The sequence below is a fragment of the Micromonospora sp. NPDC049529 genome (assembly GCF_055586685.1).
In genome coordinates, this window is sequence record NZ_JBVJHT010000008.1 from 74888 (window position 1) to 97919 (window position 23032).

The 23032-nt window shown below is 68.6% G+C and carries 16 protein-coding genes and 4 pseudogenes; 9 read left to right on the forward strand and 11 right to left on the reverse strand.

Features of this window, described 5'->3' with window-relative positions; all coding sequences use genetic code 11:
- Positions 1-25: 25 nt before the first annotated feature.
- Positions 26-1312: pseudogene (locus tag ACZ6QQ_RS15565) on the reverse strand (IS256 family transposase).
- A gap of 142 nt (positions 1313-1454) precedes the next feature.
- Between ACZ6QQ_RS15565 and ACZ6QQ_RS15570 the strand changes: the two are divergent.
- Positions 1455-1946, forward strand: coding sequence for a DUF4231 domain-containing protein (locus tag ACZ6QQ_RS15570; protein ID WP_465876885.1), 492 nt, complete (start codon positions 1455-1457; stop codon positions 1944-1946).
- Between the two features lie 17 nt (positions 1947-1963).
- On the opposite strand, the gene ACZ6QQ_RS15575 is transcribed toward ACZ6QQ_RS15570, so the two are convergent.
- Entirely contained in the window at positions 1964-2773 is an 810-nt protein-coding gene (locus ACZ6QQ_RS15575; RefSeq protein ID WP_465876886.1) for a hypothetical protein, read from the reverse strand.
- Between the two features lie 212 nt (positions 2774-2985).
- Between ACZ6QQ_RS15575 and ACZ6QQ_RS15580 the strand changes: the two genes are divergently transcribed.
- On the forward strand, positions 2986-6846 hold the full coding sequence (locus tag ACZ6QQ_RS15580; protein ID WP_465876887.1) for a hypothetical protein: 3861 nt from the start codon (positions 2986-2988) through the stop codon (positions 6844-6846).
- A gap of 444 nt (positions 6847-7290) precedes the next feature.
- On the opposite strand, the pseudogene ACZ6QQ_RS15585 reads toward ACZ6QQ_RS15580, so the two are convergent.
- A pseudogene (locus ACZ6QQ_RS15585) lies at positions 7291-8125 on the reverse strand (IS5 family transposase).
- A 490-nt stretch (positions 8126-8615) separates the two neighbouring features.
- Between ACZ6QQ_RS15585 and ACZ6QQ_RS15590 the strand changes: the two are divergent.
- The 3 genes from ACZ6QQ_RS15590 (at position 8616) to ACZ6QQ_RS15600 (ending at position 9954) form a co-directional block, all read left to right on the forward strand.
- The gene (locus ACZ6QQ_RS15590) at positions 8616-9239 is read left to right on the forward strand and encodes an NAD(P)-dependent oxidoreductase (protein ID WP_465876889.1); all 624 of its coding nucleotides are present in this window, start codon (positions 8616-8618) and stop codon (positions 9237-9239) included.
- A 140-nt stretch (positions 9240-9379) separates the two neighbouring features.
- Complete coding sequence (locus ACZ6QQ_RS15595; RefSeq protein WP_465876890.1) at positions 9380-9490, forward strand: MerR family DNA-binding transcriptional regulator; 111 nt, start codon at positions 9380-9382, stop codon at positions 9488-9490.
- Positions 9469-9954: a MerR family DNA-binding protein gene (locus tag ACZ6QQ_RS15600; RefSeq protein ID WP_465876891.1), complete on the forward strand. Its 486-nt coding sequence runs from the start codon at positions 9469-9471 to the stop codon at positions 9952-9954. The genes ACZ6QQ_RS15595 and ACZ6QQ_RS15600 overlap by 22 nt, the downstream gene beginning before the upstream one ends.
- On the opposite strand, the gene ACZ6QQ_RS15605 is transcribed toward ACZ6QQ_RS15600, so the two are convergent.
- A complete protein-coding gene (locus ACZ6QQ_RS15605) occupies positions 9935-10519 on the reverse strand; it encodes a TetR/AcrR family transcriptional regulator (RefSeq protein ID WP_465876893.1) in 585 nt (194 codons plus the stop codon). The genes ACZ6QQ_RS15600 and ACZ6QQ_RS15605 overlap by 20 nt on opposite strands.
- 133 nt (positions 10520-10652) lie before the next feature.
- On the opposite strand from ACZ6QQ_RS15605, the gene ACZ6QQ_RS15610 reads away from it, so the two are divergent.
- Entirely contained in the window at positions 10653-12152 is a 1500-nt protein-coding gene (locus ACZ6QQ_RS15610; RefSeq protein WP_465876894.1) for an MFS transporter, read from the forward strand.
- 204 nt (positions 12153-12356) lie between these two features.
- Positions 12357-12599: pseudogene (locus ACZ6QQ_RS15615) on the forward strand (transposase); the annotation flags it as partial.
- 189 nt (positions 12600-12788) lie between these two features.
- Here the strand turns inward: ACZ6QQ_RS15615 and ACZ6QQ_RS15620 are convergent.
- From ACZ6QQ_RS15620 to ACZ6QQ_RS15645, 6 genes and pseudogenes are all read right to left on the reverse strand, one after another.
- Positions 12789-13208: a hypothetical protein gene (locus tag ACZ6QQ_RS15620; protein WP_465876896.1), complete on the reverse strand. Its 420-nt coding sequence runs from the start codon at positions 13206-13208 to the stop codon at positions 12789-12791.
- Positions 13205-14047 (reverse strand): annotated as a pseudogene (locus tag ACZ6QQ_RS15625) (IS5 family transposase). The gene ACZ6QQ_RS15620 and the pseudogene ACZ6QQ_RS15625 overlap by 4 nt, the downstream one beginning before the upstream one ends.
- A gap of 545 nt (positions 14048-14592) precedes the next feature.
- Positions 14593-14913, reverse strand: coding sequence for a hypothetical protein (locus ACZ6QQ_RS15630; protein WP_465876898.1), 321 nt, complete (start codon positions 14911-14913; stop codon positions 14593-14595).
- A 192-nt stretch (positions 14914-15105) separates the two neighbouring features.
- Positions 15106-15303, reverse strand: coding sequence for a hypothetical protein (locus ACZ6QQ_RS15635; RefSeq protein ID WP_465876899.1), 198 nt, complete (start codon positions 15301-15303; stop codon positions 15106-15108).
- Positions 15304-16306: 1003 nt separating this feature from the next.
- Entirely contained in the window at positions 16307-16504 is a 198-nt protein-coding gene (locus tag ACZ6QQ_RS15640) for a hypothetical protein (protein ID WP_465876900.1), read from the reverse strand.
- A gap of 537 nt (positions 16505-17041) precedes the next feature.
- Positions 17042-18382 carry a DUF8189 domain-containing protein gene (locus ACZ6QQ_RS15645; protein WP_465876901.1) on the reverse strand — a complete coding sequence of 447 codons (1341 nt, stop codon included), beginning with the start codon at positions 18380-18382 and terminating at the stop codon, positions 17042-17044.
- A gap of 152 nt (positions 18383-18534) precedes the next feature.
- Here ACZ6QQ_RS15645 and ACZ6QQ_RS15650 point away from each other — a divergent pair, with 152 nt between their 5' ends.
- Positions 18535-19887 (forward strand): PLL family lectin, encoded by a 1353-nt coding sequence (locus tag ACZ6QQ_RS15650; RefSeq protein ID WP_465876903.1) that lies wholly within the window; start codon positions 18535-18537, stop codon positions 19885-19887.
- Positions 19888-19904: 17 nt separating this feature from the next.
- Positions 19905-21278: a DUF8189 domain-containing protein gene (locus tag ACZ6QQ_RS15655; protein ID WP_465876905.1), complete on the forward strand. Its 1374-nt coding sequence runs from the start codon at positions 19905-19907 to the stop codon at positions 21276-21278.
- Here ACZ6QQ_RS15655 and ACZ6QQ_RS15660 read toward each other — a convergent pair.
- On the reverse strand, positions 21224-22963 hold the full coding sequence (locus tag ACZ6QQ_RS15660; RefSeq protein WP_465876906.1) for an AfsR/SARP family transcriptional regulator: 1740 nt from the start codon (positions 22961-22963) through the stop codon (positions 21224-21226). The two genes, ACZ6QQ_RS15655 and ACZ6QQ_RS15660, sit on opposite strands and share 55 nt — an antisense overlap.
- Positions 22964-23032: the final 69 nt, after the last annotated feature.

Here is a 23032-nt window from a genome sequence, read left to right on the forward strand (position 1 = left end):
CCAACGGTGTTTCTGGCGATCTTGGTTAGTAGGTTTCAGCGGCTGGGAAGCGGTCGCTGAAGGTGATGGCGAAGGCGTTCAACGCGGGTTTCCAGCGCATCGTCTATCGGGTTCTTCCTGCTCCGGTGGGGTCCAGGGACCGGGTCACCAGGTACAGACACTTCAACGCGGCCAGTTCGTTGGGGAAGTGGTCACGGGCTTTGACCGCCCGCCGGTAGCGGGCGTTCAACGACCCGTTCGCGTTGGTCGAGCAGATGACGGTGCGGATCTCGAGGTCGTAGTCAAGGAACGGGATGAACTCCGCCCAGGCGTTGTCCCACAGCCGGATCACCGCCGGATACCGGTCGCCCCACTTGTCGGCCAGGTCGTCGAACGCGGCCCGGGCCGCGGTGGCGTTGACCGCGGTGTAGATCGGCTTGCTGTCCCGCTTCAACTCGTCCCAGTACCGCCGCGAGGTCAGCCGGAACGTGTTGTAGATCAGATGAATGATGCACGTCTGCACGATCGTGCGGGGCCACACGTTCGTGACGACCTCCGGCAGGCCTTTCAACCCGTCGCAGACGAGGAAGAACACGTCCTTGACGCCCCGGTTACGCAGGTCGGTCAGCACGCTCATCCAGAACTTCGCGCCCTCACCACCGGTCCCGGCCCACAACCCGAGGATGTCCTTCTCCCCGTCGAGGGTGACCCCGATCGCGGCGTAGAACGGCCGGTTGCTCACCTGCCCATCCCTCACCTTCACGATGATGGCGTCGATGAACACCGCCGCGTAAACCTCATCGAGGGGCCGATGCGACCAGTCGGTCATCTCCTCGATCACCTTGTCGGTGATCCGGGAGATCGTCTCCTTCGACACCGACGCCCCGTAGATCTCGGCGAAGTGCGCGGAGATCTCTCCGGTCGTCAAACCTTTGGCATACAACGACAACACAACCTCGTCGACCCCCGACAGGCGACGCTGCCGCTTACGGACGATCCGCGGTTCGAACGTGCCGGCCCGGTCCCGCGGCACGTCGATCTGCACCGGCCCCGTGCTGTCGGTCAGCACCGTCTTCGGCCGGCTGCCGTTACGGATGTTGCCCGACCCGGTCCCAGCGGGCTCGTGTTTCTCGTAACCGAGGTGCCCGGTCATCTCCTCGTTCGACGCGGTCTCCAGGACCGTCTTGGTCAACTGCTTCAACAGCCCGTCCGGGCCCGTCAACGACAGCCCCTGTTCCTTGGCCGCCCGAACCAACTCAGCGGCGGCCTTCGCCTCCGCCGACGGCTCGGATCGCTTCTTACGTCCGGTCTGATCATTCAGTGTCGCGGTCATCACGGCACCCTCCTCACCAGGCACAACGCCTGGCGGGTCAGGCCGGAAACACCGTTAGATCCACAGACCCGACGCAGGAATTGATTCGTCCAATTCGATGCGATACTGGAGAGCCCACGCCCCGATCCCGCCCGGGAGACCGATGACCGCCTCGCCAACCCGCGACAGGCAGCACTGGGTGCTGTCGACCATTCGGCGTAACGGGGAAGCCGTGCCGGACTATGTCCGCCGCACCTGGGAGTGGTATGCCTCCCGGGCGCGGGTCTCCCGGTTGGCACACCAGACGCTGGAGCTGGCCAATCTCTTGCTCGCCGCGGCCATCCCGGCGACGCTGGCGCTCGGCACCCCGGTCGCGGTCCCCGCGCTGCTCGGTGCCGGCGTGGTGATCTGCGGTGGCCTGCGGCAGATCTTCGACTGGCAGCGGAACTGGATCCGGCTGGTGCAGGTCAGGTCTGAGATAGAGAGGCAGGTCGCACTGTTTGGCGCCGGGTTGCCGCCGTACGTCCGGTCGGAGACCGCCGGCCGGGTGCTGGTGGCGGCGGTCAGCGAGACCGTATCGGCGGATCTGGCCGAGTGGGCGGTCCGCAGCCGCACTCGGCCGCCGTCGATCGAGTCGGATTCCGGGTCCGGCTGACCGGACCCGGTTACCGATTAGCCGAATACGTCGCGGAAACGCTGTTGGAGGCGGGCGGCATCGGGTAGTTCTGCGGCGTGCCCCCAGGTGTGCAGGCGGACGTGGATCGCCGGTGGCGGTGCAGCCCCCGACCGATTCAAGGCGGTGACCAGCCGCCGGGGCGAGAACCGCTCGCAGCGGAACATGACAACGAGCACGTGCTCGCGCGCCGGTGGTTCGATCGCACGGATGATACGACCGACGCCCCGGCGCCAAGGCGTCCGCAGTGCGTCGTCGACCCCGCCGGTGGGGAACATGACTACCGCCCGGCCGGTGCCCAGCAGATGCCCCGCCCGGACGATCGACCGCTGGTTCACCTCGGCCAGGTGGGCGGCGCTCAGCAGCCGATCCGCATGGCGCAGCCGAGTCAGCAGATCTCGGTTCCACACGTTCGCCCGATCACGTGCGAGCGTGCGAGGTACCAGCGGCAGGACCATGTCCGGGTCGCCGGGAGCAACGGCCCGCAGCATGCGCGCAGTGCGTGAGTACGGCTTCGCTAGCACCGTCGCGTACCGCCGGTCCGCCGCGCCCAACAACGCGCACAGGGTGATGAATTCGTGTCGGCACCGGTGGTCGCCGACCAGCAGCAGGCCGGGCGCCGGATCCCGCCAGCAGTCGTCACCGGTGGCGCGGACCGGCACGCCGGCCCGGTCGAAGACGGCCCGGAACGCGGCGGGCACGCTCCCGGACCGGGCCGCCGCCGCGCCGACGAACCGGGCGTACGGCGGAATTTGGACTGGATACGGGGCCTCGGCGCACGGCGGGGCCACCTGGTGACTGGGGAACACAGCGGATCACGTCCTCGGTAATGCGGTCCGCCGGGGTGGGCCCCTGCCCCGGCGGGCGGGCCGGTGGCCCGTGCACCGGACGCTGCCGTCGCCAGGTCCGTCTAGGGAGGCGCCCGGTTACGCTGCGATACGTACTTCGACAGCGCCGCTGGCCACGACCGCGATACAGCGGCCGGTCGCGCGAGACGTGCGAGACGTGCGAGAGAGGCGAAATGCCGGCGAACAGCGAACGGCGCTATCCGGCGCTGAGCGACGCAGTCCAGCACTTCCTGTCCGGTCACTGGGGCAGGCGGTCGGCCAAGTCGCTGTCCGACCAGCTGGCTGACTCGGTACGGGACCACAACGCGGCCGCGCCACCCGAACGGCAGATCACCGTCGGGACCTCACCTCAAGCCCTGAGCCACTGGAAACAGGGCCGGTACCCGCCCAAGGACCCCCGTGTCCTCAGCGAGCTGCGTCGACTGGTGCGCTGCACCTGCGACGACGCTGCTGGCGTGCCGTACCCCAAGGCGGCCGTGGCTGAGATCAGCCGGTCGACGTCGGGCGACGGCAGTGAGCCGGTCGACGAGGCTGCGGCTGCCGCCCTACGGCAGGCCGAGCGGCTCAGCCAGGCGACGGCGAGCAGCTGCGACCGGGTCGGTACCCTCGGTACCGTCCGCTCCGTCACACTAAGCCGGGTGTACGTCCCGCGACGGGTCGAAGCGGGCCTGCGGGAGCGGTTGTCGGCGCCGTCGGTGACCGCCGTCGTCGGCGAGGCAGGCTACGGCAAGACCGCGCTGATGTGGAACCTGCACCGATCGGCCGGGCACGACGGGTTCATGCCCTTCCTGATTCCCGCCACCGCGCTGCTGCGAGGGCTGGAGCGGCCCGACGGCGAATACGCGATCACGATCGAGGAACTCTCCACAGCGCTGCGGACGGCGCGCCGCCGACGCCGCCGTCCGGTGCTTCTCGTCGACACCTTGGACCTGCTTGCGCACAGCCCGGAAGCGCGTGCGGCCGTCGACGAGGTCCTCGGGTTCGCGGTCCGCTTGGCGGTCCCGGTGGTCGTGGCCTGCCGGCCGATCGAGGCCGGCTGGCTGGGACTGCGCGACGACGAAGACATGGTTGACGGCCTGGGAGACCCGCCGATCAGGACGGTCTCACTGCCGCCCTTCCTCACCGATCACAGGGGCGACGAGGTGGCAGCGGCTATCGCGGCGTACACCCGGGCCTGCTACCCGAGCGACCAGCACGACGAAGTCGCGCGTGTAATCAGGGAAGCCACAATTCAGGGCCGCGCGCTGCGCGAGGTGGTCAGCAACCCGCTGACCCTGCGAATCCTCTTCGAGCTCTACGCCCCGAACCCCCCGGACCCCAATCTTGACGGCCTGGCCCTCTACGACCAGCTCTGGCAGTGGCGCGTGGTCACCGACCACCGCGATCGGGCCACGCCGGTCGTCGAAACCGACCTGAGCGGGCCGGTGCAGCGGTCCGCGCTCGCCATGCTTGAGCAGGGCCAGATCAGCATCGGCTGGCGCGAGCTGCGGGTCTGGCTCAGCGCGGCGACCGTGCGGGACCGGGACGCCGTCGAGCTGATGCGCTCCCGCGGCCTGCTTGTCGTGCGGGCGAAGGCAGACCTGCTGTGGTTCTTCCACCAGACCCAGTTCGAGCACGCCGCTGCCCGGGCGGTGGCCGCCTGCGGGCCGGACGCCGCCGAGGCGCTCGCCGCCTTCGTTGCCGAGGACCCGCACGATCTGCTGTACGGCGAGGTCGCCGGTCAGCTCCTGCTGCTCGCCGGCCGGCAGGCCGGCAGCGGCACGCCGGCCGCAGTGGCCGAACGGCTGCTGGCAGGGTGGCTCAACGACCAGCAGCACGGGCTTCGGGTCCTCGGGCTGCGCACGTACGCCAGATTCCGCTCGCCGTCGCCAGCGCTGACCACTGCCGGTCGGGCGGCGCTCGCCGGCTGTGACGCCCGGGTCGGGCGCGATTTTCTCCGGCTACTTCCCTCCGTCACCCACCAGCGGGCCGACCGCTGGCGCGGCGACCTGAGCGCCGCGTGGCAGCGCCCCGAGCTGCGACTCGAATGTGTCCGGACGGTGATCCGTCTCGCCGTCCAGCACCCGGAAGACGCGGCAGAACTGGTAGCCGAGCTCGAGGTCTTCAACTGGCTGCGCAACCAGGACAAGTCACAGCTACGCGGGCACGACCACGTCTACCTGCTCCTGCTCGAGGCGCTGGTCGAGGTCGACCCGGACTGCTGCCGCGAGCAGGCCCTCGGCTTCTGGACCCGATTCGGCGAGCTGGGTGTTACCCAGGGCCTCACCGACCTGTTGCAGTTCCTCAGCCGGCACGGGCTGCGCCTCCCCGCCGACCTCGGGGTGGTCGACGGCACCCTGCGTGAGCTGGTCACCCAGGATCCCACCACCGAGCTCCAGCGAGCCTATCTGACCTACCGGGGCGTTTCGGGATCGATCGACACTGTCGCCGCCGTGCTCGCCGACCGGACGCACGCGGAACTGTGGCGCCGCATCCGGATGCGGCGGATCGGGGCGTCGATCCTTCGGCTGCCGATGGCCGCAGCGAACCAGGCTCTGAACGACACCCTGGCCGTGCCGACCGGTCCCGGCGATCTGGAGATGTGCACCGTGATCGGATCCGAGTTGCTGGTCGGAGCGACCACCGAGCCGGACCTGCCGTTCGCGCCCCATGTAGCGGTCCGATGCCGTGCCGACCTGCGCAGGCCCGGCGTGGCGCGCCGGTTCTGGGTGCTCGCCCTGCGCAACGTGGATCTCGGTGACGACGACCTGCGTGCGCTCTTCGCCCCGGACCTGACGGATGCGATCATGTGGCTGTCCCCTTCCGAACTGGGCCCGGTGGTTGTCGACGCGGCCGCAGCGGGCGTGTCCTCTGCCATCCAAGCCCTCACCTGGTGCTTCAGCGCCGAAGGTCAGGCCGTGGCGCCGTCACAAGGTGTCGACCTCACCCACCTCCGCAAGGTCCTGCAGTTCAGGGCCGGCAGCACGCCCGGGTTACTGTCGCTGCTCGGTGCCGACGCGCTGCTCAACCAGGACGCGCGGGACCTGTGTGGTGCCGTGGAGAAGTTGTCCGCCGCCGATCTGCGCAACGCCGCCGTACAGCCCACACCGGCTTCCATCCGCCGGTCGATGGTCGAGGAGGACCGCCCCGATCTCCGGCGGCAGGGGTACAAGCTCTGGCGGCTTCTCGTCGACCGGCACGCCGACGACGCGCCGCTGCCGGACGAGATCGGGAGAGCGCTCGCTGGCACTCGCGACGCCGAACTGATCAACGCTCTGCTCTCGTTCGCCGCGGCAATGGTCGAGCACCCCGCGTGGACCGACCTCGACGCGACGCAACTGCGAGACGTGCTGCGGACGTACATCCGCGAAGGGTCCGAGGCACGCCACCACGACGACCAGCCGGCCGAGACCCGGCGTCGGCTAACTAACCGCGAGGAGTTGTCCCGGCAGATCCTCGCGGGGCTGCTGGCCCGGGTGGTGCCGCTCGCGACCGACCGCAGCATCCGGGACGAACTTCGGGCCGAACTGGAGTCCGTGGTCTTCGGCCCCGATTACGAGTTGGGCGACCTCAAACAGCTCCAGGCGTTCACACCCGCGATGACGGCACTTGGCTGGCTGCCCGAACGGCTCATCACCATAGACCGCCAAGAGGCGATCGACACCTTCTTGACCTTCGTACGCCGGATCCACGCCCGCCACCCCGAGCCGGTCAAGTGGAAGGTTACTGCGGCCACCAAATGGCAGTTCATGGTACGTCTACTTGTGTCGGCCGCTGGGCCGGGCCAGCGGCGGGCACTCGTCGAGGAACTGCTCGCCCTCGATCACAACCTCGCCGGGCATGCGCTGAAGACCTGCATTACCCGAAGTCCCCATCGGCCCCCATGGTTGTATCTGCTCATCGAACAGCTGACCGGTACGGCGCACAGCTCGGTCCGGGCGACCCTGTACGAGTACGACAGGGAGCAAAGCCGTCGACACTGGGCACCCGCTCACGAGTACGCGGCACGCTTGAGCGCCATGACGCCGGAGGATCGGCCGCAGAGTGAGATCTGACACGATCATTGCCGTTCCGGTCGACACCGATGGAGGGACTGGAACAACGCCTCTGCCGCACATTTGGTTAGCGCCGTGAGGTGGGCTTCCCCCTGGGGGTGTGGACACCCCTGGACTGGATGTCGGGTCCAGAGGAAGGGGTGTCCCCGTTGGGGCATCCATCGAAGTACACGGAAGAGTTCCGGCGTGACGCGGTCAACCTGGTCCGCTCGTCCGGGCGGCCGATCAACGAGGTCGCGCGGGGTTGGGGATGAGTCAAGAAACCCTGCGTAACTGGGTGCTCAAGGAGGAACAGCAGGCCACGCCCGGTCCGGTGGCGGGTTGTCGGTGGGGGACAGGGACGCCGAAATCGCCCGGCTACGCCGGCAGGTCGCCGAACTTGAGCAGGAGAAGAACATCCTGTCAGAGAACGTCTGATTCACGTACTTTGCCGGTTATATGGGTTTAGCCGTATCGCCAGGTTGGGGTGGTTTCGGCGGTGAGGCGTTTGGCGAGGTTGTCGATCATGGCGATGGTGATCATGCTCTCCGAGTTGTCGGGTCGGGCTTCGTAGTCGCGCACGAGCCGGCGGTGGTGCATGAGCCAGCCGAGGGTGCGTTCGACGACCCATCGCCGTTTGACGACGCTGAAGCCTTTGACCTGCGGGTCTTTTGTGACGATCTCGACGTCGACGCCGAGTGCGGCGCCGTGTTCGACGACCCGGTTCTTGAATCCGGCGTCGACCCAGGTTTTGGTCAGGGTGGGGTAGGCGGTGGTGGCCTGGTCGAGCAGGTCCATGCCGATGGTGTTGTCGCTGGCGCTGGCGGCGGTGACGATGACGGCGAGGAGGAGGCCGAGGCTGTCGGTGATGATGCCGCGCTTGCGGCCTGCGATCTTCTTCCCGGCGTCGATGCCCTGTGTGGACAGTGGGACGTTGGTGGAGGTCTTCACGCTTTGGCTGTCCATGATGGAGGCTGTGGGTTCGATGGTGCGCCCGTGGTGGTCCCGTACGAGGCCGGTGAGGTCGTAGTTGAGTTCGGTGAAGATGCCTTCCTTGCTCCTGGCGGCGAAGTAGCCGTAGACCGTCGCGTGGGGCGGGAAGTCGTGGGGCAGGTAGCGCCAGGCGATGCCGGTGCGGTTGACGTACAGGATGGCGTTGAAGATCTTGCGTAGGTCGTGGGTGGGGGCGCGGCCGCTGACGCCGGCGTCGGTGCGGGCCTGTCGCCAGGCGGCCAGGCGGGGTGCGATCAAGGCCCATCGGGTCGGACAGGTCGCACGGATAGGCTCGCCGTTCGGTCATGAAGCAGGAGTACGGCGTCCGCGTGCCGGCTCAATGGACGTCATGTGCGTCGATTACCGGCGAAGGTGAACCAGACACGATCGAGGGGCTAATTGCGCCGATTCCGGTCAGGGCTGAGTCGAGTGGGATGTGTTCTTTCCGGGTTGGATCGGGCATCTCGTGCTACCACGATCGAGACGTGAATCGGCCGTTACTGGCGCGAAGGTGAAACAGGCGGCAGTTCCACCAATCAGACATCGGCGCAGCTCAAAGGTCACGACATCGAGCGATGACGAACTACAGAAAGCTCACAAACCGCCCCCGGCGCAGCGGCGCTCGGGTGCAGATCAGCTCACTCTGGGTGATGTCGCTGCCTGCGGTGAGCGCCGGGGTTGCCTCTCCGGAACTGCCTGACTAATATCTCAACGCTTGTCTAGTTTTTGGTTGCCGGTGAGGCTTCCGCCCTTGCCGGGACCTGCCTGCGACGAACCCACCAGGTTGAGGAATTTGTATGAAGCTGATCGTTTTCGGGGCCAGCGGCGGCACCGGACGCCTCGTGGTCTCCGGCGCGCTCGACCGCGGGTACCAGGTGACCGCGGTGGCCCGTCATCTCGACGGGCTGCCGTCACATCCCGATCTCGCGTTGCAACCCGCCGACGTGCTGGCCGGTGGCCGCCCGTTGCGGGAGATCGCTGTCGGGCACGACGCGGCGATCTCCGCGATCGGCAGCACGGCCCGGAATCCGCACGGCATCTACTCCAAGGGTGGTCAGGCGGTAGTCACTGCGCTGCAGGACGCTCAGGTGCAGCGGTTGATTGTCGTCTCCTCCGGCGGGGTGGAGCCCAAGGACCCCGGGTTGCCCTGGTGGTTCCGGCTGATGATTCCGCTGTTCCTGCGTGAGTTGTACGAGGACATGGGCGTGATGGAGGACATCGTGCGGTCTAGCCGGCTCGACTGGACTCTGGTCCGCGCCGGTTACCTCACCGACAAGCCGGCCACCGGGACGTTCCGGGTCGAGGACGGGAAGAACCCGCCCGGTGGGTCGCGGCTCAGCCGTGCCGATCTGGCGAACTTCCTGCTCGACCAACTCGACACCAGCCGGTGGAGCAAGGCTGCCCCGACGCTGACCTATTGATATTGATCTCATCGTGGGTTCAGTTTCTACGTTCGGCGAGAAGGCACGGCGAGGATTTTGACGCGTACGACGGCGGAGCATTCCGAGCAGGCGAGCCCGGAGGATCTGCTGACGCTGGGGGAGGTCACCGCCCGTACCGGGTGGCGGCGCCCGCTCTGCGTTTCTACGAGAGCAAAGGGCTGATCGTCGCAGAGCGCAGTGAGGGCAACCATCGTCTCACCGCAGGCACATGCTGCGCCGCGTCTCGCTGATCCTCGTTGCTCGGCGACTCGGCATTCACCTTGCCGATGTCGCGGAGATCTTCGCGACGCTGCCGATCGGCCGGCGCCGACCCAGCGGGACTGAGGGCATGTTTCGCGATTGGAAACGAGAGTTGGAGGGCCGCCGGCGCTTCATCGAGAATCTTGATCATCAGCTCGTCGGCTGTATCGGCTGCGGCTGCCTCTGGATGAAGGCGCGTGGTCTGTTGAACCCGGACGACGGCCTCGCGGAACCTGGTCAGGGACCTGTACGCCTCGATGAGGCCAGCCGTCGACCCCCGGCACGCCACGCTGCGTGCCGGGGGGAGTACTTCATGATGCGGTGTGCCGTCGCGCACCTGCCTACAGGGCGAGCGAGAGCAGTTCGAGCAGACGGCTTTCAGCATCATTGCAGCCGAGCAGGTGCCGGCGATCTTCGGCGCCGACGCGTACGCGTCAGGCCGGCGGGGCGATGACGTGGCGAATGGCCGGGCCGGCCAGGCGCAGGACGTCGTCGAGGTCGGCGTCTGCGATGTAGGGCATGCGCAGCAGGTAGCGCTGCGCGGCGATGCCCATCATCATGGCGCCGGCCAGGGAAGCGCGCAGGTGGGCTTCCGGATCGTCGACGGTCGCGGCGATCGCGTCGACGACCTCGGTGGTGATGTGACGCCGCAGCAGTTCGGCTGCTTCTTCGCTGGTCATGCTCGCGCGCACGAGCACCGCCATCGGGCTGTTCGGGTCGGCGGCCCAGCTGCTCAGCATGCCGTGCATGAAGTTGTGCACGCTCTGCGCCGGATCGTCGGTGGTCAGCTCCGCGATCGGGATGTGCCAGTGCACCGCGGCCCGGAACAGCTGCTGCTTGCTGCCGAAATACTGCAGGATCGACGACTTGTCGACCTCGGCCGCCGCGGCGATCCCACGGATCGTGGTGCGCTCGTAGCCGAGCTCGGCGAACAGGGCGCGAGCGGCCTCCAGGATGCGCCGCCGGGTGCGCTCGCCCTTGCGTTCGCCCTGCGGCGCCTTTGCGGCGGCCTCAGTCATCGTGCAGCACCTTTCCGTACGTCGGCGTCCGATCGTACAAGCCGGCACATCCCTACTTGAAAAACTAGACGACCGTTGAGATATTGTCGCGGCCTCACGAAAACTCAACACCTGTCTAGTTCTGGAGTTTCTGATGTCCATCCCCGCACAATCGGCTCCGCCGCGCACCTCCACCCATCCGGCCCTCGCGCTGATCGTCATCGCGGCCGCGCAGCTGATGGTCGTATTGGACAGCACGATCACGAACATCGCGCTGCCGAGCATCCAGAAGGACCTCGAGGTGTCCGCCTCCGGCCTGTCCTGGATCGTCAACTCCTACGTCCTTGCCTTCGGCGGGCTGCTGCTGCTCGGCGGGCGCACCGGCGACCTCTACGGCAAACGGCGGGTGTTCCGGATCGGCCTGACCGTGTTCGCCGGCGCGTCCCTGCTGGGCGGCCTGGCCCCGAGCGTGGAGTTGCTGATCGCCGCCCGGGTCCTGCAGGGCCTCGGCGCGGCCGTCATCGCGCCGACCGCGTTGTCACTGATCGCGACCACGTTCGCCGAGGGTGCCGCCCGTAACCGGGCGATGGGCGTCTACGCCGCGATGTCCGGGCTCGGCGCCACCGTTGGCCTGCTGCTCGGCGGCGTGCTCACCGACTACCTGAGCTGGCGCTGGGTGATGTTCGTTAACGTCCCGATCGGCGTGCTCGTACTGCTCGGCGCCCGCGTGCTGGCCAGCGGCGAGAAGCTGCACGGCGAACTGGACGTGCGCGGCGCGGCCACCGCCACCGGCGGCCTGACCGCCCTGGTCTACGCCATCACCCAGGGCGGCGACCGCGGCTGGACCGACCCCATCACCCTCGGCATGTTCACCGTCGCGGCAATCCTGCTGATCACCTTTCTGCGCTCGCAGCGCAGGAACCGGCACTCGCTGCTGCCGTTGCGGCTGCTGCGTGACCGCAACCGGGCCGGGTCCTACGTCACCATGCTGTTCATCGGCGCGGCCATGTTCGCCACCTTCTACTTCCTGTCGCTTTTCATGCAGCAGGTCAAGGGCTACAGCCCGGTTCGTGCCGGGTTCGCCTATCTGCCGTTCAGCCTCGGCATGGGGATGGCCGCCGGGATCGGCTCACGCCTGGCCGGCCGGTTCGCGCCACGCACGCTCACCGGCGCCGGCCTGGTCGTCGCGGCTGGCGGGATGCTCTGGGCCAGCCTGCTCGAACCGTCCTCGTCGTACTTCACCCACCTGATGCCGGCCATGTTCATCACCGCCCTCGGCCTGGGCGCCAGCTTCCTGCCGATGACGCTCGGCGCGATCTCCGGCGTCGACCGCAACCACACCGGCATCGCCTCGGCCATCCTCAACACCGCCCAGCAGATCGGCGGCGCCGTCGGCCTGGCCGTCCTGGCCACCGTCTCCACCAGCGCCGCCGATGACAAACTGCCGCACGCCGACGACGCGTTCTTCCGCGGCCTGGTCAGCGGCGACCAGCCCCTGATCCAGCGGGCGGCCGACGCGCTCTCCCACGGCTACACCGTCGCGTTCGCCTCCGCCGTCGGCTTCCTGCTGGCCGCGCTGGTCATCACCGTCACCACGCTCAACGCAAGCCCCCAGCAGCGCACCGAGGACGCAGCGCCCGTACACATCGGCTGACACGCCGCTACGGTGTCGCTCCTTCGGCGACACGTATGCGGACAACGGGCTGGTGGCGGTGTCGAAGTGAGCTGCTGGAGTCCGGTACACAACGGTTCCTGCCCGGCAGAAACGGTGGCCGCCACATGTATCACGACGCCCGAGCTTGCCGATGGAGTCGCTGGGGCTACATCGGCACCTGGCGGAGAGGGCGGACGAGGGCTGATGGGGCGGTGTGGAGCGGCTCCGGGAACTGGGTGTTCTCGGTGGCGAGCAAGTTCACGATGCGGGCGAGCATGTCGTTGTCGTGCTCCGGAGAGTGGATGTGCTCCATGGCTTCGGCCAGCCGACGCTGCGGTATCGGGGCATCAGGGCCGTTACTCGTTGCGGGAGATCCTGAACTCGATCTTCTATCAGAACCGGACCGGGTGTCAGTGGGCGTATCTGCCGCATGACACCGAACCCAAAGACACCGAAGGTGTCCGAGCCAAGCTGAAACGCCTGGTCAACCGGCAGATCCTGACCGAGAGCCAACCCGGCCTATTCACCCTCAACCCGGAACGGACATAACCTCCCGGACCGCCCTCTGAGAGGGTTGTTCGGGAGGCTATGTCCGATGTGGGTTTGGCGGTTCGTTAGAGGCCATAGTGGTGGGGGTTACGCGGGCGTCCTCGGCGGGGCCAGGGTGAACAGTCCGGCCTCGGGTTCGGTGAGGATCTGGCGGGCGACGAGGCGTTTGAGCTTGGCGCGGAGGCCTTCGGTGTCCTTCGCGGTGGTGCCGGTGCCCAGCGCCTGGCAGATGTCCTTGGCGCGCATCGGTGTGGTGGCGGCGTGGAACGCGGCGAGGATCTGCTGGTAGGCCGGGCTGGCGACGGTCGGGTCAGCAGGGACCGCTGTGTCGAGATGGCCGTTCAGGCTCAGGAGCGTCTTGCGGGTGATGGCGAGCTCGGCCACCTCGGTCTCGGCCGCGGCGAGTTGGTCGGTGAGGGTGGTGATCTGGACGCGGAGCCGCTCGACGACGAGGCCGGCGGCGGTCTCGCGTTCGGTGAGCAGGGTCAGCAGCGACGGCTGGGTCACCGCGGACTGCCCGGGACGCGCCAGGATGCGGTGGCAGACCCGGTGAGCCGGCGGACCAGGTTCGCCGTGGACGCCCACCAGGTGCGGGACACTGCGGAGGCTGGTCGGCTCTCGTACTCGCGGACCAAACGGCGGTGCAGCATCAGGGTGCCGTTGGTCTGCTCGACCACCCACCGGCGGGCGATTGGCACGAACCCGGCCGTGGTGTCGGATCGTTTGACCTGCTCGACGTCGATACCGCGAACGGCGCCGTGGATCTGCACGTCGTCTTTGAACCCGGCGTCGACCCACGCCTTGGTCACCGTCGGGGTGTTCGCGAGGACGGAGTCGAGCAGTCGCACGCCGATCGCGTTGTCGGTGACCGAGGCTGCGGTGACCACGACCGCGATGATCAGCCCCAGGGCGTCGACCGCGAGGCCTCGCTTACGGCCCGGGACCTACTTCAGGGCGTCCTTGCCGGTCGTCGTGGCCGGGACGTGGTTGGCGGCCCGGATCGACTGGGTGTCCAACACCACCGCGGTCGGGTCCTCCGCCCGGCCGGCCTTCTCCCGTGCCTGGCAGCGCAGCAGGTCATGAATCACGTGGTCGGTGCCGTCATCGCGCCACAGGGCGAAGTAGTAGTACGTCGCAGACTTCGGCGGCAGGTCGTGCGGCAGGTACGCCCACTGACAACCGGTCCGGTTCTGGTAGAAGATCGCGTTCACGATCTCCCGCAACTCGTAACGCCCCTGATGCCCCGACACCGACGGATGCTGGTCCTTCCACGCCTGCAGGAACGGTCCGACCACCGCCCACTGCCCATCGGTCAGGTCACTCGGATACGCCGCGCGCTCACCCATGATCAGCTCAACGTGGCCACCACGTCACCGGTTACGACCACGGCTCACATTCACATATCGACCCAAGCCCACAAAGGACAAAAGCTACCGAATCGCCCTCTCAGGTTCCCCCTCGTGGCCCGCCCCCGCCCGGCCTACGTTGCCCTCTCGACCCGAGTCGGGGACCTGTGCGCTCGGGCTCAAGCGGCAGCGCGGAACGGCGACATGGCCGCCGCATCCGCCGTCTACAACCAGGCGGCACTCATCGCCTCGGACTGCGGTCTGCCGGACCTGGCCCGTCAGTGGTGCCACCGACACGCCAACGCCTACCTGCGCGCCATTCCCCAGGGCGCGCAGGTCGCGCGGTACGCACTGGAGCCCCTCGTCAACCTTGCCCGCCTCCACATCCGGGACGGCGACGGCGACGCCCCGGCTTCAACCTGCTGGACACCCTGTACCATCCCGGCCCGGCGGGCACATGACCGCGTGGTTCCTTACAGCGGGCCGTTAATGGCGCGAACCCGGTCCAGATTCGCCACCGCGTCGAGGATCGTGCCGGCGGTTCCCTAGCTGTCGCAGCCGAACCAGCTGTCTGACGCCGTTTCGCCGCCGTAGGTCGCCGTCACCGTGAGAACGTCGGTGAGGTAACAGACCTGACCGGTGATGTAGGTCCGTCCGTCGAATCCGGGAAGCGCTCGACCGTTGCGGGTCCACGTGATCGTGGCGTCAGCGGGCGAAACCCAGGCATCACAGGTGTAGGTCCGGTCGTCGAGGGTGTAGCAGGTCAGTCCCGCTGTCACCGTCGAGGCCGACGCCGAGACCGGTACAGCCGCGACGGCGGTGGTTGCAAGAGCGACGGCAGCGACATAGAGCTTAATCCGTCTCACGGAGTCCTCCTCGGACCGGCCGGCGAAGTCTCTACCATAGTCTGCAGCGGCGATGATCGGGATAGGTGAAAACCTATGCGACTAGTTCGCCAACCATCGGAACCGGTGTCTGAACCATTGGCGGAACCGTCGCCCGAGCCCTCTACCTTGGTAGGTAGCTAAGTGGTCTGCGCTGGAAGTTCGTCGGGGTGTTCAGGACGGGTTGGGGGTTTGCGCGGGTTCGTGGCGTTCGATCCTGGCCAGTAGGTCGTCGAGGTCGGTTGTGGTGAACTTCCATTTGAAGGGCCGGGCGTTGGTGTTGTAGCGCTGTTCGAACCACGCCGCCACCACACCGATGCGCGCCAAGGACATCTGCCAGGCGCTGGGCACCGGCACCACCGCGAAGGACACCGAAGGCCTCCGCGCCAAGCTCAAACGCCTCGTCGCCCGCCAGATCCTCACCGAACCCGAGGCCGGACTGTTCACCCTGGCCCCGCCGAGGACGCCCGCGTAACCCCCACCACTATGGCCTCTAACGAACCGCCAAACCCACATCGGACGTAGCCTCCCGAACTACCCTCTGATGAGCACGGTTCCGAACTCTGCCGGCAGTTGATGCGCGCCAACGTGCTCATCGGGCCTACGAGGGTTAGCAACAGCAGCCAGAAGTCGTGCACCGGAACGAGTAGCCCGGGTGCTCATCGGCCCTACGAGGGTTAGCAACGAGACAGGCGACGCACCTACGCCCGACAGGTCTCCGCCCGTGCTCATCGGCCCTACGAGAATCGCAACGCGGCCATCACCTCGGTGACGAGCCTGACCGCCTGCTGCTGCGCCCGGTCCTCGGGTCGGGTAAGGAGGACGAAGGTCGGATAGCTTCGCCGCTCAAGCGTGCCTCGATCACACCTACAACGAACGCAACAGCGCCCTCGAACCATCTGAGCGTGAGGGCCTCCGAGCGATGCGAGGTGTTCCGCATCCCACTCGGAGGTCCTCACCGATTTGCTGGCGTCGCGGTCCTCTTGCGAATCTGGGGCAACTTCGAAGGTCGGGGTGACTATCGTAACGGCAGATTTTCGAGTAGTATTAGACGTGGGGGAATGGTTTGTGTTGCTCGGACACGTTAACCCCCACGGGTGGTCGGTGTGTCGCCGCCTGGGTGGGGTTCTCGGTGATGGTTAGCGTTCCGCCGATGGCGCAGGTGACGTGGACATCATGTTCGAGTAGCGCGGCTACGACGGCGTTGGGGGTCGGCGGCCGCGACGGCCGTGGTCGCTCCTTCCAACCGGGGGCACGACTGGCGTCGCGGACGATCAGGCGCTGCGCGACACCACGGCCGGCCAGTATCCCGGCAACGAGTCCCCCAAGAGCGCCAGTAGCACCAGTGATAGCAATAGTCATTTTGCTCGTCCATTCAGGGATACGTCTCCGCCGGCACCGGCGGTGACAGTTCAAGACCGCCGGGAGCGGACATTCCCGGCCGGGTGGCGATAAAAGGCAGGACAATCGCCTGTACGAGCAGCACGACAGCGGACAGCGCGGCGACCGCGCCGAACGCCGCCCGCCAACCCCATGCGCCCTCAATGAACTGGCCCGCAGGTAGGCCGAGCACGGTACCGGCCGATATCCCGGAAATCACGATCTACGTCGCCCGATGCGCTTTGCCTGTCGGCACCAGCTGGGCGGCCACAATCGGGACCACCGCCCAAAAGCCCCCCAACGCCAACCCCGCCAGCCCGCGAGCGACGAGCAGCACAGCGAACGTGGGCGCCAGCATGGCCAGCGCTCTGCGGGCTGCTCGTGCGACATTCGGCCGCGAGCACCAGAAAGATAGTGGCAAGTTCACATCTTGAAGACGATCAGCGACCCACGAACGTGAGCTGAGTTGATCATAAAGATCGGGCCGTTGGTCGACCCTCAGGCAGTCAGCTGTCGATCTTCGACGTCGCCGAGATGAACGGCACCGGCCTCACGCAGGGCCTCGATGACCCATCGCAGGCCCGGACGCCGGGCCTCGCCAGGCCAGTATCACCGCGGTCGAACGAGGGTACGGTGGCTCCTGACGCAACCGTGCGGCGTCATCCGTGCCGCTGCGTAGGTACGCGGGGAGGGCCTGGTTTCGCCCTCCCCGCCGGTCAGCGGACCGCTCTCAGTTGATGCCGCCGCCGAGGTCCTGCCACGTCCACTCGCCGCCCGTCCAGTAGTTCTGCCACAGCGCGCCGTCCGCGCCGCGGGCGAAGAGCCGCAACACCGACCCGTGCAGCACCGCGCCCGGCGCGCTGGTGATCGCGCCGCCGAGGTCCTGCCAGGTCCACTCACCGCCGCTGTAGTAGTTCTGCCAGAGCGAGCCGTCGTTGGCCCGGGCGAAGACCCGCAGTACCGAGCCGTGCAGCACCGCCGACGGCGCGCTGGTGATCCCGCCGCCCAGGTCCTGCCACGTCCACTTGTTGTTGGCCCAGTACGCCTGCCAGAGCGAGCCGTCGTTGGCCCGGGCGAAGACCCGCAGTACCGACCCGTGCAGCACCGCGCCCGGCGCGCTGGTGATCGCGCCGCCGAGGTCCTGCCAGGTCCACTCACCGCCGCTGTAGTAGTTCTGCCAGAGCGCCCCGTCGTTGCCCCGGGCGAACACCCGCAGCGTCTCTCCGTGTACGACCGCGCCCGGCGCGCTGGTGATGCCGCCGCCGAGGTCCTGCGTCTTCCAGTCGGTGCCGTTCCAGTAGTACTGCCACAGCGAGTTGTCCTTGCCCCGGGCGAAGACCCGCAGCAGGCCGTCGTAGTTCACCGCGGTCGGTGCGCCGACGATCTCGCCGCCGATCTTCTGCCAGGTCCACGTGCCGTTGGCCCAGTAGTTCTGCCACAGCGCCCCGTCGTTGCCCCGGGCGAACGCGCGCAACACGTTGCCGTACACGATGGCGCTGACCCCGCGTTGCAGCGACGCCGGCTGGGCCTCCGCGCAGTTGTTGCTGGTCCGGACCACCGGCTGCGACGTGTCGTCGCTGGTGATGCCGGACGGTACGGCGTTGAACCAGGACTCCACCTTCTGACCGTCCCGGCGCTGTTCGTGGTGCATGTGCGGGGCGCTGGACCGGCCGGTGCTGCCGACCCGGCCGAGTAGCTGGCCCTGCACCACCCGTTGGCCGGTGCTGACCACCGGCGGGGCAATCATGTGCAGGTACATGGTCTGCCAACCGCTGCCGTGGTTGAGCTTGACGTAGTTGCCGGCGCCGTCGTCCCAGCCGGCGAACTCGACCGTGCCGCCGTAGGACGCGAGGATGTCCGAGCCCTCGGTCTGGCCGCCGACCCGGAACATGTCGATGTCGTAGTCGTCGTGGCCCGGATAGGTCTGCAGGCGCCACTGCTGTCCGCAATGGAACGGAAGCTGGAACAAGGGACGTGGTCCCGCCGCCTGCGCGGGCTGCATGGTCACCGCCACGCCACCCAGGGCGTAGGTGAGCGTGGCGAGCACGGCCAGCAGTGGCCTCTTTCCCATGACTTTCCCTTCGAGTCGGGCGGTCGTGCTGACCGCCGCCCGCAACATTCCGGGTCGCACCGGAGTTCCGCTGCACCCGGGCTGCAGCGGAACTACAGCGACGCCGCGCAGCCTCTTGGCGAGGCATCGACCGAGTTGGGGAAGGAACACTGATGGGACGAATTCGGGCGGGGTGGCTCGCCCTGCTCACCGTCGCGGCGGCGACCGCCACGGTGCTGGTGGCGCCGGCCGCGAACGCGGCCGTGGTGCCCAACTGCACGGCTGGGCCACCGACCGCGGCCGACACCGCGTTCGCGGCGCGGATGAACGAGGTGCTGACCGAGAAGCTCGAGGGCGCCTTCAACGGGACCCGGGCCGCGTGCACCCGGGTCATCGTCAACGTCGTCCGGCAGCGCAACCTGCCCCAGCGGGCCGCCGAGATCGCGCTCGCCACGGCGATCGTCGAGAGCGGGATCACCAACCTCGACTACGGCGACCGGGACAGCCTCGGCCTCTACCAGCAGCGGCCGAGCCAGGGCTGGGGTACGCCGGCGGAACTGCTGAACCCGGCGTACGCCACCAACGCGTTCCTCGACGCGATGCTGCGCAGGTATCCGAACAACTCCTGGATGAACGGGGCGATCGGCCCGATCTGCCAGGCGATCCAGGTGTCCGCGTTCCCGGCGCGTTACGGCGAGGAGGCACCCGACGCGGTACGCATCGCCGCGGCCATGTGGGGTGCTCCGGAGGCCGGAGTCAGCGGTGTCGTGTACGACAATTTGCTGCGGGTCTTCGCCCGTGGCACGGACGGCGCGCTGTGGCAGTACTACTTGACCGGCACCGAGTGGAAGACGCAGGACCTCGGTGGTGGTTTCCTGGGCGCACCGGCCGCGGTGGTGCAGGGCAACGTGCTCCGGGTCTTCGTCCGGGGCAACGACGGGGCGCTCTGGCAGAACTACCTGGTCGACGGCCACTGGACCTGGCAGCGGATCGGTGGCGGCATCACCAGCGCGCCCAGTGCGGTGCTGCACGGCTCGGTGCTGCGGGTCTTCGCCCGGGCCAACGACGGCTCGCTCTGGCAGGCGTACTGGGCCAACAACAAGTGGACGTGGCAGGACCTGGGCGGTGGCATCAGCAGCCCGCCCAGTGCGGTGGTGCACGGTGCGGTGCTGCGGGTGTTCGTCCGGGGCAACGACGGCGCGCTGTGGCAGAACTACTGGACCGGCGGCGAGTGGACCTGGCAGGACCTGGGCGGCGGGATCACCAGCGCGCCGTCGGCGGTGCTGGACGGCTCGGTGCTGCGGGTCTTCGCCCGGGCCAACGACGGCTCGCTCTGGCAGGCGTACTGGGCCAACAACAGGTGGACGTGGCAGGACCTGGGCGGCGGGATCACCAGCGCCCCCTCCGCGATGATGCACGGCGATATCCTCCGCGCGTTCGCTCGCGGCAACGACGGGGCGCTGTGGCAGAACTACTGGGCCAACGGGACATGGACCTGGCAGCGGATCGGCGGAGCGATCACCTGATGAACGGAGACGGGACCATGAGGCGAAGATCATTCCTGGGTACGGCCGGACTTCTGACGGCGGTGACGACGGCAGTGGCCACCCTGCCGGTGCTGACCGGACCTGCGGCCGCAGCCGATCCGAAGCCCGCGCCGATGGCCGACCCGAGCACCGGAGCGGCCCCACAGGGCGGTGCCCGGTTCTCGGTGCTGGCCGTCGAGCCGGGGCCGGCGATCACCCGCAGTGAGATACTGGCCCGGGCGCGTACCTGGGACGCGGTATCGTACAGCCAGGAGAGGTACCACAACGGCTACCGCACCGACTGCTCCGGTTATGTCTCGATGGCGTGGAACCTGCCGGAGAGCCTGAACACCGGCAACCTCGACGAGGTGTCCAACCGGCTGTCCTCGTACGACGACCTGCGGCCCGGCGACATCCTGATGTACCACATCGACAACCCGTGGGAGGGGCACGTCGTCATCTTCGCCGGCTGGGTCGGCGCGGTCGGCGGCGACTTCCACATCCACGAGCAGACCCCGCCGCACACCAAGCACCGGACCTGGTCGGCCGCCGGGTACAGCCGCAGCCTCTACAAGCCGTACCGCTACAAGAACGTGATCGACGACGTCGTCAACTCCGGCGTCGGCGCGGTCGTCCACGGCGACCTGCTGCGGACGTTCGCCCGTGGCGCCGACGGTGCCCTCTGGCAGTACTACTGGGACGGCACCGGGTGGAAGACCCAGGATCTCGGCCGGGCCATCACCAGCGGGCCGTCCGCGCTGGTCGACGGCGGGACCCTGCGGGTCTTCGCCCGGGGCAGCGACGGCGCGCTCTGGCAGAACTACCTGGTCGACGGCCGCTGGACCTGGCAGCGGATCGGCGGCGCGATCGTCGGCCAGCCGGCCGTGGTGGCGTACGGCGGTGTGCTGCGGGTGTTCGCCCGTGGCACGGACGGCGCGCTGTGGCAGTACTACTGGAGCGGCGGCGAGTGGAAGACCCAGGATCTCGGCGGCGGGATCACCAGCGGACCCACGGCCGTCGTCCAGGGTGACGTGCTGCGCGTCTTCGCCCGTGCCGAGGACGGCGCGCTGTGGCAGAACTACTGGGCCAACGGCAAGTGGACGTGGCAGGATCTCGGCGGCGGGATCACCAGCGCGCCGTCCGCGGTGCTGCACGGCCAGGTGCTCCGGGTGTTCGCCCGGGGTAACGACGGCGCCCTCTGGCAGAACTACTACAGCAACGGCGCCTGGGCCCGGCAGGATCTCGGCGGCACCATCACCAGCGCACCCTCCGGGGTGATGCACGGCAGCGTGCTGCGGGTCTTCGCCCGGGGCAAGGACAGCTCGCTCTGGCAGAACTACTGGGCCAACGGCGAGTGGACCTGGCAGGACCTGGGCGGCGCGATCACCTGATCGGCGGGCCGCCCGGGACGGTCCCCGGCCGCCCGTTCCAGTGCGACCAGCCGGACCAGCTCGTGCAGCCGATAGCTGACGCCGCCGGGGGTTCGTCCCCCGGCGGCGTCCAGCAACCTCGCGTCGAGCAGCCGGTCGGCCAGCCGTTCCGCGGCCGCCACCGGCAGACCCACCAGCCCGGCGAGCAGCCCGGGGGTGAACTCGTGACGGCCCGCCGCCGCCAGCCGGGTCATCGCCTGGCGCTCGGCGTCACCGAGGCCGGTGAAACTCGAGGCCAGCGCGGTCCGCACGTCCACCCCGCCGGCCGCCAGCCAGTCGAGGCGGCCGTTGCCGTTCCGGAGCCGGGCCGCGCAGGCCGCCAGCGGCCAGTTGCGACGAGCCGCCAGCCAGCCGCCCGCCGCCCGCAGCGCGAGCGGCAGTCCACCACAGTGCAGCGCGATCTCCGCCGCCGCGTCCGGCTCGGCTCTCACCCGGGCGTGACCGGCCACCCGGGCCAGCACCGCCACCGCTGCCGTGGACGGCAGCACGTCGAGGTCGACGCGGGCGTGGCAGTCCAGGCCGGTGAGCATCCGCCGGCCGGTCACCAGGACGGCACCCCGGAAGCGTGGCGGCAGCGCGGCGCGTACCTGTTCCTCGTCGGCGACGTTGTCGAGTACCAGCAGCGCCCGCCGGTCGGCGAGGATCTCGCGCCACCCGGGAACCATCAGCGAGCTGGGGTACAGCGGATTCCGGTCGGGCAGTTGGACGAAGTGCATGCCGTCCGGGTAGCCAGCGACGACCGCCCGGGCGACCGCCACGGCCAACGCGGTCTTGCCGACACCCGCCATGCCGGAGATCGCGGCGACCACCGGCTCGTCCGGCACCGTGCCCAGGACCCGGCGTAGCCGTCGGATCTCCGTGTCCCGCCCGGCCAACGGATGGAACGCGGGCGACAGGGCGAGTGTCGGCGCCGGTGTCTCGTCGGCCGCGAGCACCTCCCGGTGCAGCCGCTGCAAAGCCGGGCCGGGTTCGATACCCAGCTCGGTGCGCAACGCCTCCCGCCCCTTCCGGAAGACGGCCAGCGCGTCCGCCCGCCGCCCCACCCGCCACAGCGTACGGATGAGGTGTTCACGGAGCTGCTCCCGCAGCGGGTGCGCGTCGACGAGCTGGAACAGCTCGCCGACCAACTCGTGCAGCCGGCCCAGGCGCAGGTCGGCGGCGATCCGCTCCTCCAGCGCGGAGAGCCGCAGCTCGTCGAGCTGGATGGCGTACGCCCGCAGATAGGGACTGTGCAGCCCGTCCAGCGCCGGCCCGCGCCACTGCTCCAGCGCCCGCCGCAGCCGGTCGGCCGCAGCCTCGTCGTTCCCGTCCACGGCCGCGGCCCGGCCCTGCGCCAACAGCGTCTCGAAGCGGTGCACGTCGCAGTGCTCGGCCGCCAGCGCCAGCCGGTAGCCGGGCGCCTGCGTGACGATCGTGTCCGGATGCCCGATCTTCCGGCGCAGCGCCGACACGTACGTCTGCACCAGCGCCTCCGCGGTCGACGGCGGCTCCTCGCCCCACACCGCGTCCACGAGTCGCGCGGTGCTCACCACCCGGTCCACGTTGAGCGCGCAGGCCGCCAGCAACGCCCGTTGCTTGGCTGCGGTCAGGGACACCGGCCGGCCGGCCAGCGTCACCTCGACCGGACCCAGTACCCGTACCTCCATGTCCGCTCCCCAGCGTCTCCCCGTCGTCGGGACAGCTTGCGGTGATCACCTGGCTCCACGCTGGAGGGT

Excerpts from the sequence above, each read along its gene's own strand:
- ACZ6QQ_RS15590 (WP_465876889.1), top strand. The coding sequence starts at position 8,616 with ATGAAGCTGATCGTTTTCGGGGCCAGCGGCGGCACCGGACGCCTCGTG.
- ACZ6QQ_RS15655 (WP_465876905.1), top strand. The coding sequence starts at position 19,905 with ATGAGGCGAAGATCATTCCTGGGTACGGCCGGACTTCTGACGGCGGTG.
- ACZ6QQ_RS15660 (WP_465876906.1), bottom strand. The coding sequence starts at position 22,963 with ATGGAGGTACGGGTACTGGGTCCGGTCGAGGTGACGCTGGCCGGCCGG.
- ACZ6QQ_RS15610 (WP_465876894.1), top strand. The coding sequence starts at position 10,653 with ATGTCCATCCCCGCACAATCGGCTCCGCCGCGCACCTCCACCCATCCG.
- ACZ6QQ_RS15605 (WP_465876893.1), bottom strand. The coding sequence starts at position 10,519 with ATGACTGAGGCCGCCGCAAAGGCGCCGCAGGGCGAACGCAAGGGCGAG.
- ACZ6QQ_RS15645 (WP_465876901.1), bottom strand. The coding sequence starts at position 18,382 with ATGGGAAAGAGGCCACTGCTGGCCGTGCTCGCCACGCTCACCTACGCC.
- ACZ6QQ_RS15650 (WP_465876903.1), top strand. The coding sequence starts at position 18,535 with ATGGGACGAATTCGGGCGGGGTGGCTCGCCCTGCTCACCGTCGCGGCG.
- ACZ6QQ_RS15600 (WP_465876891.1), top strand. The coding sequence starts at position 9,469 with ATGCTGCGCCGCGTCTCGCTGATCCTCGTTGCTCGGCGACTCGGCATT.
- ACZ6QQ_RS15570 (WP_465876885.1), top strand. The coding sequence starts at position 1,455 with ATGACCGCCTCGCCAACCCGCGACAGGCAGCACTGGGTGCTGTCGACC.
- ACZ6QQ_RS15580 (WP_465876887.1), top strand. The coding sequence starts at position 2,986 with ATGCCGGCGAACAGCGAACGGCGCTATCCGGCGCTGAGCGACGCAGTC.